At 32.1% G+C, this 14809-nt stretch carries 19 protein-coding genes; 1 reads left to right on the top strand and 18 read right to left on the bottom strand.

Annotated features, from left to right (window positions below):
• Positions 1–78: 78 nt before the first annotated feature.
• The 14 genes from ric to MODO_RS08810 form a co-directional block, all read right to left on the bottom strand.
• Positions 79–792 carry an iron-sulfur cluster repair di-iron protein gene (gene ric, locus MODO_RS08870; protein WP_006260295.1) on the bottom strand — a complete coding sequence of 238 codons (714 nt, stop codon included), beginning with the start codon at positions 790–792 and terminating at the stop codon, positions 79–81.
• Positions 782–3028: a nitric-oxide reductase large subunit gene (locus MODO_RS08865; RefSeq protein WP_006260296.1), complete on the bottom strand. Its 2247-nt coding sequence runs from the start codon at positions 3026–3028 to the stop codon at positions 782–784. The genes ric and MODO_RS08865 overlap by 11 nt, the downstream gene beginning before the upstream one ends.
• 70 nt (positions 3029–3098) lie before the next feature.
• Entirely contained in the window at positions 3099–3533 is a 435-nt protein-coding gene (locus MODO_RS08860; RefSeq protein ID WP_006260297.1) for an RrF2 family transcriptional regulator, read from the bottom strand.
• Positions 3534–3662: 129 nt separating this feature from the next.
• A complete protein-coding gene (locus MODO_RS08855) occupies positions 3663–3974 on the bottom strand; it encodes a DciA family protein (RefSeq protein ID WP_006260299.1) in 312 nt (103 codons plus the stop codon).
• An 8-nt stretch (positions 3975–3982) separates the two neighbouring features.
• A complete protein-coding gene (locus MODO_RS08850; RefSeq protein WP_006260300.1) occupies positions 3983–4411 on the bottom strand; it encodes a hypothetical protein in 429 nt (142 codons plus the stop codon).
• Positions 4412–4422: 11 nt separating this feature from the next.
• On the bottom strand, positions 4423–5376 hold the full coding sequence (gene ftsY, locus MODO_RS08845; protein WP_025124486.1) for a signal recognition particle-docking protein FtsY: 954 nt from the start codon (positions 5374–5376) through the stop codon (positions 4423–4425).
• Positions 5377–5591: 215 nt separating this feature from the next.
• Positions 5592–5744: a DUF4295 domain-containing protein gene (locus MODO_RS18905; protein ID WP_006260302.1), complete on the bottom strand. Its 153-nt coding sequence runs from the start codon at positions 5742–5744 to the stop codon at positions 5592–5594.
• A gap of 9 nt (positions 5745–5753) precedes the next feature.
• Positions 5754–5936 carry a 50S ribosomal protein L33 gene (gene rpmG / locus MODO_RS08840; protein WP_006260303.1) on the bottom strand — a complete coding sequence of 61 codons (183 nt, stop codon included), beginning with the start codon at positions 5934–5936 and terminating at the stop codon, positions 5754–5756.
• Between the two features lie 26 nt (positions 5937–5962).
• A complete protein-coding gene (gene rpmB / locus MODO_RS08835) occupies positions 5963–6199 on the bottom strand; it encodes a 50S ribosomal protein L28 (RefSeq protein WP_006260304.1) in 237 nt (78 codons plus the stop codon).
• A gap of 81 nt (positions 6200–6280) precedes the next feature.
• Positions 6281–7525, bottom strand: coding sequence for a CinA family nicotinamide mononucleotide deamidase-related protein (locus MODO_RS08830; RefSeq protein ID WP_006260305.1), 1245 nt, complete (start codon positions 7523–7525; stop codon positions 6281–6283).
• Between the two features lie 8 nt (positions 7526–7533).
• The gene (locus MODO_RS08825; RefSeq protein WP_006260306.1) at positions 7534–7878 is read right to left on the bottom strand and encodes a hypothetical protein; all 345 of its coding nucleotides are present in this window, start codon (positions 7876–7878) and stop codon (positions 7534–7536) included.
• A 4-nt stretch (positions 7879–7882) separates the two neighbouring features.
• Positions 7883–8494 (bottom strand): fumarylacetoacetate hydrolase family protein, encoded by a 612-nt coding sequence (locus tag MODO_RS08820; RefSeq protein ID WP_006260307.1) that lies wholly within the window; start codon positions 8492–8494, stop codon positions 7883–7885.
• A 10-nt stretch (positions 8495–8504) separates the two neighbouring features.
• The gene (locus MODO_RS08815; protein WP_006260308.1) at positions 8505–9278 is read right to left on the bottom strand and encodes a 3'-5' exonuclease; all 774 of its coding nucleotides are present in this window, start codon (positions 9276–9278) and stop codon (positions 8505–8507) included.
• A 211-nt stretch (positions 9279–9489) separates the two neighbouring features.
• Entirely contained in the window at positions 9490–10521 is a 1032-nt protein-coding gene (locus tag MODO_RS08810) for a cytochrome-c peroxidase (protein ID WP_006260309.1), read from the bottom strand.
• 231 nt (positions 10522–10752) lie between these two features.
• On the opposite strand from MODO_RS08810, the gene MODO_RS08805 reads away from it, so the two are divergent.
• Positions 10753–11202, top strand: coding sequence for a hypothetical protein (locus MODO_RS08805; RefSeq protein ID WP_006262012.1), 450 nt, complete (start codon positions 10753–10755; stop codon positions 11200–11202).
• Positions 11203–11391: 189 nt separating this feature from the next.
• On the opposite strand, the gene MODO_RS08800 is transcribed toward MODO_RS08805, so the two are convergent.
• From MODO_RS08800 to MODO_RS08785, 4 genes are all read right to left on the bottom strand, one after another.
• Positions 11392–11829, bottom strand: a complete 438-nt coding sequence (locus tag MODO_RS08800; RefSeq protein WP_115283947.1) for an acyl-CoA thioesterase — start codon at positions 11827–11829, stop codon at positions 11392–11394.
• Between the two features lie 118 nt (positions 11830–11947).
• On the bottom strand, positions 11948–12967 hold the full coding sequence (locus tag MODO_RS08795) for a DUF4421 family protein (protein WP_006260312.1): 1020 nt from the start codon (positions 12965–12967) through the stop codon (positions 11948–11950).
• 95 nt (positions 12968–13062) lie between these two features.
• Positions 13063–13467, bottom strand: a complete 405-nt coding sequence (locus MODO_RS08790; protein ID WP_006260313.1) for a hypothetical protein — start codon at positions 13465–13467, stop codon at positions 13063–13065.
• Positions 13468–13945: 478 nt separating this feature from the next.
• Entirely contained in the window at positions 13946–14737 is a 792-nt protein-coding gene (locus tag MODO_RS08785) for a DNA alkylation repair protein (protein WP_006260314.1), read from the bottom strand.
• Positions 14738–14809 lie beyond the last annotated feature (72 nt).

The raw sequence follows: 14809 nt of genomic DNA, 5'->3' as shown, positions 1-14809 counted from the left end.
TTACTTTTTGTTTGTCTGTCTATCACTGATTCTGGGTTAAACTTAAAGGTAAGGCACTTCTATGAAATTTGAAAAAGATTACTCGAATTTTCGTTCTAATACTATTGCACTTGGGAACAAAATATTATTTTCTAAGTGAATGTGTTTATGCAGATCATCTTCGAACTCTTTTAGCATAGCGTAAGTAACCTTATATGTATTACATCCATCTGCTGGTGGTGTATAATTATTAGACAACTCAGCTATTTTTCGGAAACGCTCACCTTCCCCATCATGTTCATGCATCATCATGGCTACTGGATTTTGTACTGTACCAAAATGAGGTGTTTCTAAAGGTTGTCCTGAGATAGTTGAAGACACCATCTTACGAATAAATGGAAACAGAACAAGCTCTTCTTTTTTTAAGTGTTGGCTTAGCTCCGCTGCACATCCAATAAACAATTCATTTATTTCAATTAACTCTGGATGTCTATCTCCATGTACTCTACTCAGTTTATTTAAAAATTGTAATAATACTGGGATCTTCTCCTCTACATATCGATGGTGTGTCTTCTCAATATAATCGGCTAACAAATCTAAAGGCCAATGTCTAAAATCGATATTGTTCTCTGCTTGTTGTGTCAATAATCGTTCTAACTCTCCAATTAACTCTTCTCTATTGACTGATTTCTTTTCACACACCTCTTCAATAGTACGTCCTCCTTTACAACAAAAATCAATTCCGTATCTATTGAATATTGCTGCTGTTCTAAAATCTTCTGCTACAAATGAGCCTACTGTTCTATTTATCATGATTGCTTTTTTTTAATGTTAATTTGAATACGAATAAAACGATAGCGAAAATACCTACTGTAAAGATTACGTCACCGATGGTACGTAGCCATTTCAGCGTATTCATAGCTGGTAGCTGCATAAGTTCGCTAGAACGCGCATACCACATACCGTGTTGAATACTTTCAATCGCTTGCCAAATACCGATAGGTAATAAACTTAAAAGTGCCATTAATAATAACCCTAAGTTCAATCCCCAGAAGCCTATTTTCAATAACTTCTCATTCCATTTAATATCTCTATATATACTTCTTAATACGAATAGCATAAGTCCAATTCCCAACATTCCATATACTCCAAATAAAGCAGTATGTGCGTGAAGAGGTGTTGTATTAAGTCCTTGTACATAATACAGTGCTATCGGTGGATTAATAATAAAGCCAAATACACCTGCTCCTAAGAAGTTCCAGAATGCCACTGCTATCATAAAGTATATAGGCCATTTATAATCCTGTAACCATCCTTTATGTGTAGATATTTTATAGTTCTCATAAGCTTCATAACCTATCAGAGTTAAAGGCACCACTTCTAAAGCACTGAACGTTGCTCCTAATGCCATTACTGCTGTTGGCGTTCCAGAGAAATATAAATGATGGAATGTACCTATAATCCCTCCAGACATAAATACAACAGTAGAGAACAATGCGCCATTAGTAGCTGTCTTGGTTTTAATCAACCCCATTCGTACGAATAAGAACGCTAAAACAACAGTTGCAAACACTTCAAAGAAGCCCTCTACCCATAAATGCACTACCCACCATCTCCAATATTCTGCTATTGCCAAGTTAGTTTGTCTTCCCCACATTAGCCCTGCTCCATAGAATAAAGCAATTGCACCACATGAGATTAAGAAAAGTATAATCAAATTGCGATGGCTTCCTTTTTCTTTCAATACAGGTAACAACGGTCTAATCATTAAAGCTAACCATACAAATAAGCCTACAAATAAGAAGATCTGCCAGAAACGACCTAAGTCTACATATTCATATCCTTGATGTCCGAACCAGAAGTTCTGTACTAAGTTTAGTTTTTGCATAATACCAAACCACTGACCAATCATAGACCCCAACACAATAATCAATAAGGCTATAAATAGGAAGTTCACTCCGAATACTTGAAACTTAGGATCCTTACCTCCTACTGCAGGTGCAATATATAATCCGGTTCCTAACCAAGCAGTAGCTATCCAAAAAATAGCCAATTGGGTATGCCATGTACGCGTTACTGAATAAGGTAGAATTTGATCTAATGGAATACCATATAACCCTTGTCCTTCTACTCCATAGTGAGCTGTTATAATTCCTAATCCTACTTGTAATAGCATCAATAAACATACTACCCAGAAATATTTCTTCAAGATAGTCATACTCTTAGTTACAGTTCCATTTGATACTGGATCTTCCATTGGCACCATATCTTCTTCCTCTTGCTTAGAGGCTACGTGATAATAAACTAATACCCCTACAGCAAAAATCAATAAGATAACACTCACTCCAGACCAAGCAATAAGAGGTGTGGTAGCTACGTTACCTACTAACTCTTCCGCAGGCCAGTTATGTGTATAACTAACATCATTATCTGGTCTATTAGTTACAGTAGCCCATGTTGCCCAAAAGAAGAAAGCATTCATTTGTTTCAATCTTGTTGGATCAGTTAGCGCATTATTAGGTATTGCATAATCTTTACGCAGTTGCGTAAATTCGGGATCATCTGTAAACAATTTAGTATAATACTCCTGAAGATGTAAACGAGCTTTATTTCGTTCCTCTGTAATCGTCAAAACACCAGTTGCTTTGTCATAAGTATTAGCTCTAATATTAGCTTGTAAATGTGCTTTTAAATAAGCCTGTTCTTCTAATGAACTATTTTCATAAGACTTATTATACTTCTCTTGAGCATAATACTCCAATAAATACAATGCTTCTCTATGCAGAAAATCAGCAGTCCAATCAGGAGCAACATAAGCTCCATGTCCCCATACAGAGCCAACTTCTTGTCCTCCTATACTCTGCCAGACATTCTGACCGTCTTTTATATCACTAGCAGTTAATACAATTTCACCATTAGTTGTTCTAACTTCGATGGGTACTGGTGGTGCTTCTTGATAAATTTCAATACCGAAATAACCGAGTACCCCAAATGAGAATAACATTACTATCGTAAATGCTATCCATAACTTTCTTTGTCTATTTTTCATACTTTTAAATAGAAGACTTTTTTATCCTTTATTGTTTTGTAAAAAAAGGGAAGTTACTTCCCACGTATAATTACAACTTCAAGAAAGTATCACCAGACTTGGTACCATTGGCTAACTCTCGCAAAGTAGTAGTTTCTAACATATTTCTCAACCCTTCTCGGATTGCTTTAAATTTAAAGTGAACAGGACATGGGTGCGTCTCAGAACACTGAGCTAACCCTAATCCACATCCCTTGTAGATAGAATCACCATCGATCACATTCACCACCTCACATAGCTTAATATTGTCTAAGTTTGCTATCGGAATTTCAAATCCTCCTCCTACTCCCTTAACTGATTCAATCACTCCACTCTTAGATAGCTTTTGAAGTATCTTAGCTGTAAAAGCTTCTGGAGCATCTATCTCTTTTGCTATTTCTTTAAAGCCTACACGCTCCCCTTTCAGTGAAGATACTGAGATAAAAACAACTGAACGAATAGCGTATTCACAAGCTTTAGAAAACATATCATTTATTTTAATAGTACAAATATAAAACAATTCTACATATAAAAGACAATAAAGTCCTTTATATATAAAATAAAAAAGCAATATCAGTCTATTGAACTAATATTGCTTCATATAGATAATTATAACTTATCTAAAAATTATTTCTTTTATTACCTCTCTCCCTAATTCTTCATTTATCATTCTAATTATCTTACTCTTTCCATAAGTTAATTCCTCACGTACGATAGGAGAAGATAAAGCTACATAAAGTACATCACGTTTTAAGAGTATATCTAATGTATAATTAGCTATTCCTGGTCCTAATAGATTCTTCCAAGCAGCACGAACATCAAGATTATCAATTCCCTTATCAAGGTTATTCTCTTTTATAAATATTTTTAAAAGATCCTGAATACTACTCTCTTCTCGTAATCGTTTATTTACATCATACTTCTTCAATGCCTAAATTATTTTAAAGTAAAAGGTACCGCCTTTTTATAATAGTAGATAATATCATTTTCGTTTTTTACAACAAACTCATCCTCATCCAATTCTACTAACTCTTCCTTCCATTCAGCAAACTCAGTCTTATACATTAACCAAGTCTTACCTGCCTCATTAACTATAGTTAGGTTTTCTTGCACCTCATTCGTTAAATACTCACCATTCACCTGTGGCATTACTTTCTGACGAAAACCAACTCCTTTATCATTTATCTCAAAGAAATCAATAGAAGAATTAATGGTATAATCTTTCACCTCACCATCTGGCAATTTTGCTTTCTCTATTTCCCAATAACCATTAATTACCTTTAAGTCCTCAGGTGTAAATTCTTTCCCACAGCTTGCTACTAAAAAAAGTATACCTATGAAAAACACTTTATATAATCTACTCATAACTATTACTTCTATTTAAAAAATGAATCAACAAATTCAAATTTATTAAACACTTGCAAATCTTCGATTCCTTCTCCTACACCTATATACTTAACAGGTATTTGGAATTGATCAGATATACCAATAACTACACCACCTTTAGCAGTTCCATCTAATTTAGTTACAGCCAAACAGTTTACTTCTGTTGCTGCTGTGAATTGCTTAGCTTGTTCAAAGGCATTTTGTCCTGTAGAACCATCTAATACCAACATCACATCATGAGGAGCATCTGGAATAACTTTCTGCATAACACGTTTAACTTTAGTAAGCTCATTCATTAAGTTTACTTTATTATGTAAACGACCGGCTGTATCTATAATTACAACATCAGCGTTCTGAGTTACTGCAGACTGCAAAGTATCAAAAGCAACAGAAGCTGGATCACTTCCCATTTGTTGTCTTACAATTGGCACACCTACTCTATCTGCCCACACTTGTAATTGATCAATAGCAGCTGCTCTAAATGTATCTGCAGCACCTAATACAACATTCAATCCTGCTTTCTTAAATTGATAAGCTAACTTTCCTATCGTTGTTGTCTTTCCAGCACCATTTACTCCTACTACCATCAATACATAAGGCTTTTTATCTTTTGGAATTTCAAACTCTGTTGCTTCACCAGATTGAGTCTCTGATAACAACCCTGCTATCTCATCTCTAAGAATCTGATTTAACTCATCTGTTCCAACATATTTATCTCTCGAAACACGCTCTTCAATACGCTCAATAATTTTCAATGTAGTATTAACACCTACATCAGATGACACAAGTATTTCTTCTAGATTATCAAGTACATCATCATCTACTTTTGACTTACCAGCAACTGCTTTAGTCAGTTTTGAGAAAAAAGAAGATTTAGACTTTTCTAAACCTTTATCTAAAGTTTCCTTCTTTTCCGAAGAAAATAACTTCTTAAAAAAACTCATATTACTTTTATTAACTACTGCAAATATAAAGAATAAAAAGTGAATCAATTTACCCAAATCACAGGATAAAAAAATAAACAACTTTTGTTCTTTTTATTATAAATGAAAAAAGCATCCATAAAAGGTGCTTTCAAATAAAACTTGGTATCATAAATATATACACAAAAAAAGCTGCCTATAATAGACAGCTTTTCAAGATCTTTATAATGGTAAAATTACTTCTTGTTTAAGAAATCATCCACAAAGTCAGGAGCCATAACAGCTTCAACGAATGTGTAAGCTCCAGTTTTAGGAGATTTAACCATTTTAATTGCTTTCGTCAACTTTTTAGAAGATGTTCTTAAAGTCGCTACGGTTTTCTTTGCCATGACTAATAATTATTTAATTTCTTTGTGAACTGTTACTTTCTTCATGATAGGATTAAATTTCTTAATCTCTAATCTATCAGGTGTGTTTTTCTTATTCTTAGTCGTGATGTATCTTGAAGTTCCTGGTAAACCAGATGCTTTGTGTTCAGTACATTCTAAGATTACTTGAATTCTGTTCCCTTTCTTTGCCATCGTATTCTATTTTTTAATGGTATGAATTATTTTACTAATCCTTTTGCTTTTGCATCTTTCAATACAGCAGTAATACCTTTTTTGTTAATTGTTTTTAATGCAGACGTTGATAATTTCAATGTTACCCATCTGTCTTCTTCAGCAATGTAGAAACGTTTTTTAACTAAGTTCACAGAAAACTTTCTCTTAGTTTTATTCATCGCGTGAGAAACGTTGTTTCCAACCATTGCTCTTTTACCAGTAATTTCACAAACTCTTGACATTATTTCTTATCTTTTATTTCAATATTCAAAATCAGGGTGCAAAGTAACGAAAAAGAAAATTATCTTACAAATTCTTTTAGGTTATTTTTTTAATATTTCATTATATATCAATTCTAAACCCTTTGCTATAGCACTGTTTATAACCTTTTCTCTTGGTTGGCCTAATTCATATTTTTTTGTAAACACTCCTATAGGCGTTGCGATTCCTATACATACAGTTCCTACCTCGACATCAGAATCTCCCTTAGATGGTCCAGCATTTCCAGTAGTAGCAATTGCATAGTCACTATTAAATTTTAATCGTGCTTGCTCAGCCATTTCCATAGCTACTTCTTCACTAACTACTGTATATTTATTTATTGTATCTTGATTAACTCCTAGTATATTTACTTTACTCTCGGTTGCATAACATACCATTCCTCCTTTAAAGTAAGCAGAAGAGCCTGGTTTAGCATTAAACATAACAGCTAACCGTCCACCTGTACAACTTTCTGCAAAAGAAATAGTTTTATTTCTAATTTGCAACTCTTTTATAATAATTTCAGGAAAGTCAATATCCTCATAAGCTCGAATATATGCTTTCACAGACTCAGGCATTCTATCAATTTGCATCTCAATGCTTTGAGACAAGAAATCTTGATTAGAACCTCTACTTGACAGACGTAATCTTACTTTACCAGGGCTTGGTAAATAAGCTAATTTTATATCTGACGGTAAATTATTCTCCCAATCTTCAAGATATTCTGCTAACAAACTTTCTCCAATACCATAAGTAATTATCGTTTTATGGATATTAAATACCCCCTTAAAGTGATCTTTAATATAAGGAACTAATTGCTCACTAAATATTGTTTTCATTTCAAGAGGAACTCCTGGAAAAGAAACAAAAGTAGTGTTGTTTTTTTGCATTAACATACCTGGAGCAGTCCCTACAGTATTAAATAAAACAGTAGAAGTAGAAGGCACTAAAGCTTGCTGTTTATTAACCTCTGAAATAGGCCTTTTAAAGTAATTCTCTATAAGTGTCGTCACATGAGCTAAAACTTGCTCATCTATGACTAGATGATCCTCAAAAAAGTCACAAAACACTTTTTTAGTCACATCATCCTTAGTCGGTCCTAATCCTCCTGTCATTATAACTAAATCCACCTGTCCCATTTGAGAAGACATAGCCTTCTCTATTGATTCTTTTTTATCAGAAATAGTTATAATTTCTGATACTTCGAATCCTAACAAATCAAGTTCCTTTGCTAAATACACAGAATTAGTATCTACAATCTGACCGATGAGAATCTCATCTCCTATAGTGATTATACTTGCTTTCATACTATTTTCTATAAGCTAAAGTCTTTCTGTATCTCTTTACGAGCTTTCTTTACTCTCTCTTTAAAGATTTTAAAAGTCTCCTTTACAGCTTTAGTCTTTCCTTTTTCTTTAGTCCATTCTTCTATTAGAGAAGCCTCTTCGATAGCCTGTTCCATTCCTAAAAACTCTAATGAAGGCATCAATATATTCATACTTTCTGCTACATTGCCATAGTTCTTATCATTGATTCCAAGCTTTATTTTTTTGACCAAATCTTTAGATTCTTCAACAAAAACGATTAAGCCAGCTTTCACTAACGCTTGGTCATCGTTATAAGTCTGTAATATAGGTCCTAAATCATAATGAAGTGCCATACGCTTATTTTACATTTAAACGGAATAACTTTTTACCTGCTAGAGTTCCTTCTAGCACATCTCCTTCATTTACTTTCCCTACTCCTTTTGGAGTACCTGTGAAGATTAAATCTCCTTTCTTCAGAGTAAAATATTTAGACACTTCTGCTATAGTCTCATCTATGTTCCAAATCATCTGTGCAGTACTAGCCTCCTGAACTGTATTGCCGTTTTGTATTAATGAGAATGTAGTATCATAAAGGTTTTCTAATTCTTGCTTATCAATAAACTCTCCTAACATAGCAGATCCATCAAAAGCTTTTGCCTTCTCCCAAGGCAATCCTTTTTCTTTTAATTTACTCTGCATATCTCTAGCAGTAAAATCAATTCCTACAGTAACCTCATCATAATATTTATGAGCAAACTTAGGTTCAATATGCTTACCTACTTTAGTAATTTTCACCACTACTTCTACTTCATAATGAATATCATCAGAAAACTCAGGAATAGCAAATGGACACTCTCTACCTAATAAAGCAGAATCAGGTTTAATAAATAATACAGGCTCTGAAGGTCTTTCATTGTTTAGCTCTTCAATATGCTCTACATAATTTCTTCCTATACAAACTATCTTCATAAAGATGTAATTACAACTTATTATTTAATTTTCTCAATTTCAGACCAGTCAATACTTTCTTAGTATACAATGGAAAATCTGCATTCTGAATCCAACCATAGTACCCAGGCTCATTCTCCAAAACATCGTCTACTAATGCTCCTTTGTGCTTTCCAAAAGTAAATATTTCTTTACCTTCTTCATTTAATGCAATAAACCCAGCGAAGTCAACACTTTTCTTACGAGTAGTAAACTCAGACAACGACTTCATATCATTCTCTAAGTCCTCATATCTATCTAATTGTGCTTTTAATATCTCATAAGTCGCATTTGTATCTGCCGTTGCTGAGTGTGCATTATCTAAATTCTCATTACAATAAAAACGATAAGCAGCACTTAATGTACGCTCTTCCTTTTTATGGAAGATTGTCTGGATATCTACTGACACTCTATTTCCCATTTCAAAATCCACTCCTGCTCTCAATAATTCTTCTGCTAATAGTGGGATATCAAAACGATCTGAATTAAACCCAGCTAAGTCAGAATCTTTAATCATATTGTACACTAGCGGAGCTAATTCTTTAAACGTTGGCTCATTCGCTACCTTCTCATCAGTAATACCATGTATAGCTGTAGACTGCGCAGGTATAGCTCTTTCTGGATTTACTAACCAAGTCTTGCTTTCTTTATTTCCATTTGGAAACACTTTTAATATCGATATTTCTACAACTCTGTCTCTTGCTACGTCTATACCTGTTGTCTCTAAATCAAAGAAACAAATTGGTCTATGTAATTTCAACTCCATTATTCTATTTTTATTTAATTACAAATATAATAAATGTAAACTTTAGCATATTAAAAACCAATACTAACTTTTTTAACATTAATAACTAATATCGACATATTTACTTTTTATTATCTTCATGAATATATAACAATTATCACAAATAATAAAGGCTATTCTTAAACAGAATAGCCTTTAAATAAAACATTTAAAATAACATATCTAACCAAATCTATGACTCAAAAGGTGATTTCTTCACCTCATCATCTATATCACTAGACAAACTTCCTAAGAACACTGTAATATCATCTATTTGCTCTTGACTTAATTTTACATTAGTTTGTAAACTAGCCATAATACGCACAGCCTCTTTCAAATCCTTCACAGAACCATCGTGAAAATAAGGTCCTGTATGCTCTATATTTCTCAATCCAGGTACTTTAAATAAATATTTCTCTGTATCTTTTTTACTTAAATCAGCTAGCCCATTATCTATCTTAGCTGATTTAGTTTCTTGCCAATAATCACCGTACACTCCGAATTTTTGGAACATCTGCCCTCCTAACGCTACTCCATTATGACAAGTAATACATCCCACAGAAATAAATGTTTCTAATCCTTTTTGCTCTTGTGCTGTTAATGCAGCTACATCTCCATCTAAGAACTTATCAAATCTACTCTCTGGCATTAATGTACGTTCAAATGCACCAATGGCATTAGTAATATTTTTAAATGTGATAGGTTCTTTATCCGATTTATACACAGCTGCAAACTTCTCCTTATACATATCGATTTTACGCAACCTATCTTCTAATTCTTTTTCATTTTTAATATTGTGCTCTACTGGATTTAGAATAGGCCCTCCAGCCTGCTCTTCAACATCTTTTGCTCTTCCATCCCAAAATTGCATATTATGCAAAGCTGCATGAAAAACAGTAGGTGAATTACGCCCCCCTAAAGACCCATCATCTCCAGGAGAAAAGGCTAAATTATCTACCCCATAGGTATTTAAGTTATGGCATGAATTACAGCTGATATTTCCATCTTTAGAAAGATTCGTATCAAAATACAAATATTTTCCTAAGGCTACTTTCTCTGGATCTAAATTTGTATTCTCTACAGAAGAAATAGGTTGAAAATAAGTTGAGGCTTTAGTTAATAATTCTGATTTGTTTTCTTCTTTATGATCTGAACTACTTGTTTGTTCCTTTTTACAACTGACAAATGCCAATAATACAGTCAATAAAACTAGATGCTTTTTCATATTTAATACTACTTTGATTTATGATATCAAGTTACTTAGTATAAAGAAGAAGAAGAATGACATATATCACCTTACACCACTACTTCTGGTTTTACTATTTATTCAACTTTAAACCCTTAAATCAACCATAAACTTAAAAATAACTATCGAAAAACAAACATCACATAATATTTATTTTGTTTTATTAAATATTTACTCTATTTTGGCTATAACCAACAACGATAAAATACTATGAAAACAATTTATTCTCTTCTTATCTCTTTCTCTTTAGCGATAATTTGTACAAGTTGTCACACCACAGAAACAATAGTATCTTCACCCTATAAACTAAAGAATGAAAAAACAGTAGTCTATTCCGCTAAAACCTTTATGTTTAAAAATTACTTTTTCACCTATGAGAACGGTGAAGCTACTTTAGTATATCAACAAGATGCTAAACTAAATGAAAAGACAGAGCCTGTATATTTAACACTAAGAGAAAATAAAGAAAACACTAGATTTCAGGAATTCACAGATAAGACTAAACAAATTACTGTAAAAATTATTAGTGATTATGAAGTAAGGTTACAGTTAGACAAAGCCCGATATACATTATATACTTCTAATCATTTAAAAGAAGTAAATGCCGATACTCAACGTATATTAGCAGATATTGCTTTATGGAAAAATGAACGTTATTAATATTATATAGCCTTCAAGGAATCAAAAGGTTTTCTACTAAGTGTAAAATAAGCTAGACTATTATAATATCTAATAAACAGAGAGGAACTATTCAATGGATAGTTCCTCTCTGTTTATTACCACCTATTTTAAAAACTACCGTTATCAAATACTATTAAAAATAGCTCCTATATTATCTTTTCTAAATATTTATAAACTTGGTTCATAAACAGAAACTTCCTCTCTTAGCCAAGTCGGAATCTCTATTGTTTTTTTCTCTTTAATATCGATCATCACCTGTGTACTCGTACCTATCGCATGCAAGATTAGATCTCTATTCTCCCCTTCACTAACAATAGCGTATTCAATCTCAAAACTCTTAACTCCCATTTTTGATATTCTTACACCAATTCTCGGGTGTCTTACATCTAACTTAATCTCTTTAATATAATTACAAGAAATATTAGCGATAACAAACATGTGCTTAAACCAGTCCCACGTTTTACTTGCCTGATTCATATAATACCCTCTACCGATTTGGAAGTAGTCTATATAGATTACATTATTAACATGTCCTAAGGCGTCCATATCACTCCATCTTATTTCTAATGGGTGGTAAAACCTAAAATCATTACTATTAAATTCCATATTTACTCATCTAAAGTTAGAGATTCAAGATATAAAAAACATATTAAACCACAACTCTACTTTCTTCATAATATCTAAACTCTAAGCAAAAAGTTTTTATTTCAGAAGTGTATTGATGTTATTCTTCATTTATGGTATTGTTCACATCATTACTTTTACTTCCAAATATGGCTTCTTTCCAATTGTAATCCTTTTTTAGAAAGCTGATTTCTCTCTTTAAATCAAATCGTTTGATAACAGTAAGATTAAATGTACTTGTCAATAGTCCTGTTTGATAATCCTTTTTCATATTTAGAAATAAACCATTCGCTATAGCAGATGCACTAATTATCCATTCTTCCCCAATATAACCAAGAGAAAAACGCCCTACTACAGAAGGATTAACTGTAAAAATTCTTTTATTCGTTAATAAGTTTTCTTCTATTGCTCCATTCACACCAAATGTAAATGCGCCTGCTACCAATACTTTTTTATACGGTACCCAGTTATACCCATACCCTATATTAGGACCAAAATGATATGTACGTTTATCATAATCTTGCAACTCTTCAGAAAAAACCGGAATATTCCGTAGTGATGAATAAAACACCCCTCCTCCTAATAATAAAGAACCTGCAGATTTTACTTGTACTTTATTAAAGTCGTAAGCAGCACCTAAAGAATACTTTTCATTATTCCATACGTATTGAAACAAGGCTCCATACATATGAATTTTAAAATCTGGAAATATATCATCCTCTGTTGGGGTATCATCTTTATGATCTCCTGTATAACGATAAAATCCTTTATTTCGTTTGTAATATAAATCAATCAGAAATTTATCTCCATAATGATGATATTGAAAATCTGTTGCTTTTGTTTTCCCTTTTTCTTTTTCTCTCATAAAAGAAAAACCATGACTAAAACTAAAAGAAGAACTACCCCATAAAAAACCTACCCCTATACTCACAGGTTTATTAGACTCAAAAGTCTGTGTGCTTTTTTTATCTTCTAAAGTATAGTCTAACGCTAATACATCCTTACCAAAAGCAAACTTAACACCATAAGACTTTATATGATCTCTTACATAAGTAGAATCAACCTGTGCAACAACAGACATTGACAACGAAAAGAATACTAATACTATTAAATACCTCACTATAACTGACAATTAATTATCTCAAAACAATATTAATAAAAAAACCTCTAGTCTTACAACTAGAGGTTTATTAAGTTTTTAATAGACTAAAAGATTTAGTTTACATCATAGTAGTCATATACATGATATTCGTTAAATGCAATTTCTTCATCACATTCTAAAGTTGAATAATGCTTCTCACCAGCATCAAATAGAACAAGATTTAAACGTTTAAATAATAAATTCAACATTTCTTTCTGTCCTTCTTCATCCAACTCTAAGGTCATTTTTACAATGTGCTCTTTACTTTCTGTGCTTTTTTGTTTATCTACACAGATTAGAGTTGCTTTAAAGTCACTAATACCTGTCAAAGATATTCCTACAACTTTAAATCTTTCTTGATCTACATCAAAGTACTCCCCAATACTACTGATGTAATTCCCTTTTTTTGCTGCGATGATATCTGATATATCAGCCGCAATACTTCCTGTGAAGTCATTGAATTGTACTTCTGCTTTCATAAAACAACAAAATTTAATTTTCTTTTCATTGATAAAGATACTAAAACATTAGTTATCACAACATTATATATTATTTTTAAATTACTATCCATTTTTAAGAAACTTTGAGACACTATAACCTATTTTTTTTGATAAAAAATAATATAAAAACCAATTATATCTTAAACAATTCAAATTATTTGTATTTTTTTAATATATACAAATACGTTTTAAAAAAGTCAAACACTCATTTTTATCAAAAAAACAAAAAATAAACATATAATATAAATATAACCTTAATTTCAAACAATATTGAAATTAATAAAACAACGAAATTTCAATATTAAAAATATATCCAAACAAAAACTATTAAAACAGTTCAACAAAAAAGTAAAAAACAACACTAACAATTCACATTACGTCAATCATTGACATTGTGAAAATCTCATAAAAGCGCGAAACAAGATATTTTTTATTAAAAACACATATTTTTTTTTATTTACAAGCTTCTTGTTGCTTTCTTTATGATGTATAAAATATCCTTAGAAGTGCTTTCGTTTTCCCATTGATTACAAATTCCTATAACAAAATCAGGCCTTGTTTTAGATGCATCATTTAACCAATTACCGACACTATCCTTCACATACTTAGAAGTATCTCCTTTCAAAGCTTCTAATAAAGGAAGTCCCATTTCAGGATCCTCTTTTAGTTTGTCAATATGTTTACACCACACTCCTCTAGGTCGAGTTGACTCTGTCGCAAACCTTCTTATGTATTCATTTTTATCACTAGTCCAGTCAAGTAGTAGTTGTATACTTTCCTCTAGATTATCTGTGATATCAGCACGTACCGCCATCCAACAAATTTCTCTAACACCAAAATGAGCATCCGCCGCAAAGTATTTAATCTCTTCTAGCTTTTCACTGATACTTAATGTTTCATCATAACCTATGAAATAGGTCGCCCAACAGCGTACTAAATCACTTTTATGCTTTTTCAGTAGCTCAAACAATTCTTCATCTTCATTTTCTTTTGTTAAACAAAACAGAGTATATCCTATACACTGATTAATAGAATTCACTGTTGGCTTTTTTATACTCTCTATAGCATCTAATACTATGTCTATATAAATGTCTTTTTTTAAATCTGATAATACATGCTGTACCAACAACCTCTGATCAATAGCTAGCCATTCTGTCAAATTCACACTTGACAACTCACCTTTATTTAACATCGCTAAAACATCTTCAGGAATATCTTTAATTGACCTTGCTCCTTTTCTATTCTCCATAATGAACATTCTTAAAACAAAATAAAGCTCTTACGAGCTTTATTCTTTATCTATATAATATTAGGACTCTAC

This window comes from Myroides odoratimimus, assembly GCF_001485415.1.
GTDB lineage: Bacteria > Bacteroidota > Bacteroidia > Flavobacteriales > Flavobacteriaceae > Flavobacterium > Flavobacterium odoratimimum.
The sequence above is the reverse complement of the archived record's forward strand: the minus strand, read 5'-3'. Positions and strand labels throughout refer to the sequence as shown.

Excerpts from the sequence above, each read along its gene's own strand:
- MODO_RS08815 (WP_006260308.1), bottom strand. The coding sequence starts at position 9,278 with ATGGAGTTGAAATTACATAGACCAATTTGTTTCTTTGATTTAGAGACA.
- MODO_RS08850 (WP_006260300.1), bottom strand. The coding sequence starts at position 4,411 with ATGAGTAGATTATATAAAGTGTTTTTCATAGGTATACTTTTTTTAGTA.
- MODO_RS08805 (WP_006262012.1), top strand. The coding sequence starts at position 10,753 with ATGAAAACAATTTATTCTCTTCTTATCTCTTTCTCTTTAGCGATAATT.
- MODO_RS08830 (WP_006260305.1), bottom strand. The coding sequence starts at position 7,525 with ATGAAAGCAAGTATAATCACTATAGGAGATGAGATTCTCATCGGTCAG.
- MODO_RS08790 (WP_006260313.1), bottom strand. The coding sequence starts at position 13,467 with ATGAAAGCAGAAGTACAATTCAATGACTTCACAGGAAGTATTGCGGCT.
- MODO_RS08800 (WP_115283947.1), bottom strand. The coding sequence starts at position 11,829 with ATGGAATTTAATAGTAATGATTTTAGGTTTTACCACCCATTAGAAATA.
- MODO_RS08860 (WP_006260297.1), bottom strand. The coding sequence starts at position 3,533 with ATGTTTTCTAAAGCTTGTGAATACGCTATTCGTTCAGTTGTTTTTATC.
- MODO_RS08810 (WP_006260309.1), bottom strand. The coding sequence starts at position 10,521 with ATGAAAAAGCATCTAGTTTTATTGACTGTATTATTGGCATTTGTCAGT.
- ric (WP_006260295.1), bottom strand. The coding sequence starts at position 792 with ATGATAAATAGAACAGTAGGCTCATTTGTAGCAGAAGATTTTAGAACA.
- rpmG (WP_006260303.1), bottom strand. The coding sequence starts at position 5,936 with ATGGCAAAGAAAGGGAACAGAATTCAAGTAATCTTAGAATGTACTGAA.
- rpmB (WP_006260304.1), bottom strand. The coding sequence starts at position 6,199 with ATGTCAAGAGTTTGTGAAATTACTGGTAAAAGAGCAATGGTTGGAAAC.
- MODO_RS18905 (WP_006260302.1), bottom strand. The coding sequence starts at position 5,744 with ATGGCAAAGAAAACCGTAGCGACTTTAAGAACATCTTCTAAAAAGTTG.
- MODO_RS08865 (WP_006260296.1), bottom strand. The coding sequence starts at position 3,028 with ATGAAAAATAGACAAAGAAAGTTATGGATAGCATTTACGATAGTAATG.
- MODO_RS08820 (WP_006260307.1), bottom strand. The coding sequence starts at position 8,494 with ATGAAGATAGTTTGTATAGGAAGAAATTATGTAGAGCATATTGAAGAG.
- MODO_RS08825 (WP_006260306.1), bottom strand. The coding sequence starts at position 7,878 with ATGGCACTTCATTATGATTTAGGACCTATATTACAGACTTATAACGAT.
- ftsY (WP_025124486.1), bottom strand. The coding sequence starts at position 5,376 with ATGAGTTTTTTTAAGAAGTTATTTTCTTCGGAAAAGAAGGAAACTTTA.
- MODO_RS08785 (WP_006260314.1), bottom strand. The coding sequence starts at position 14,737 with ATGGAGAATAGAAAAGGAGCAAGGTCAATTAAAGATATTCCTGAAGAT.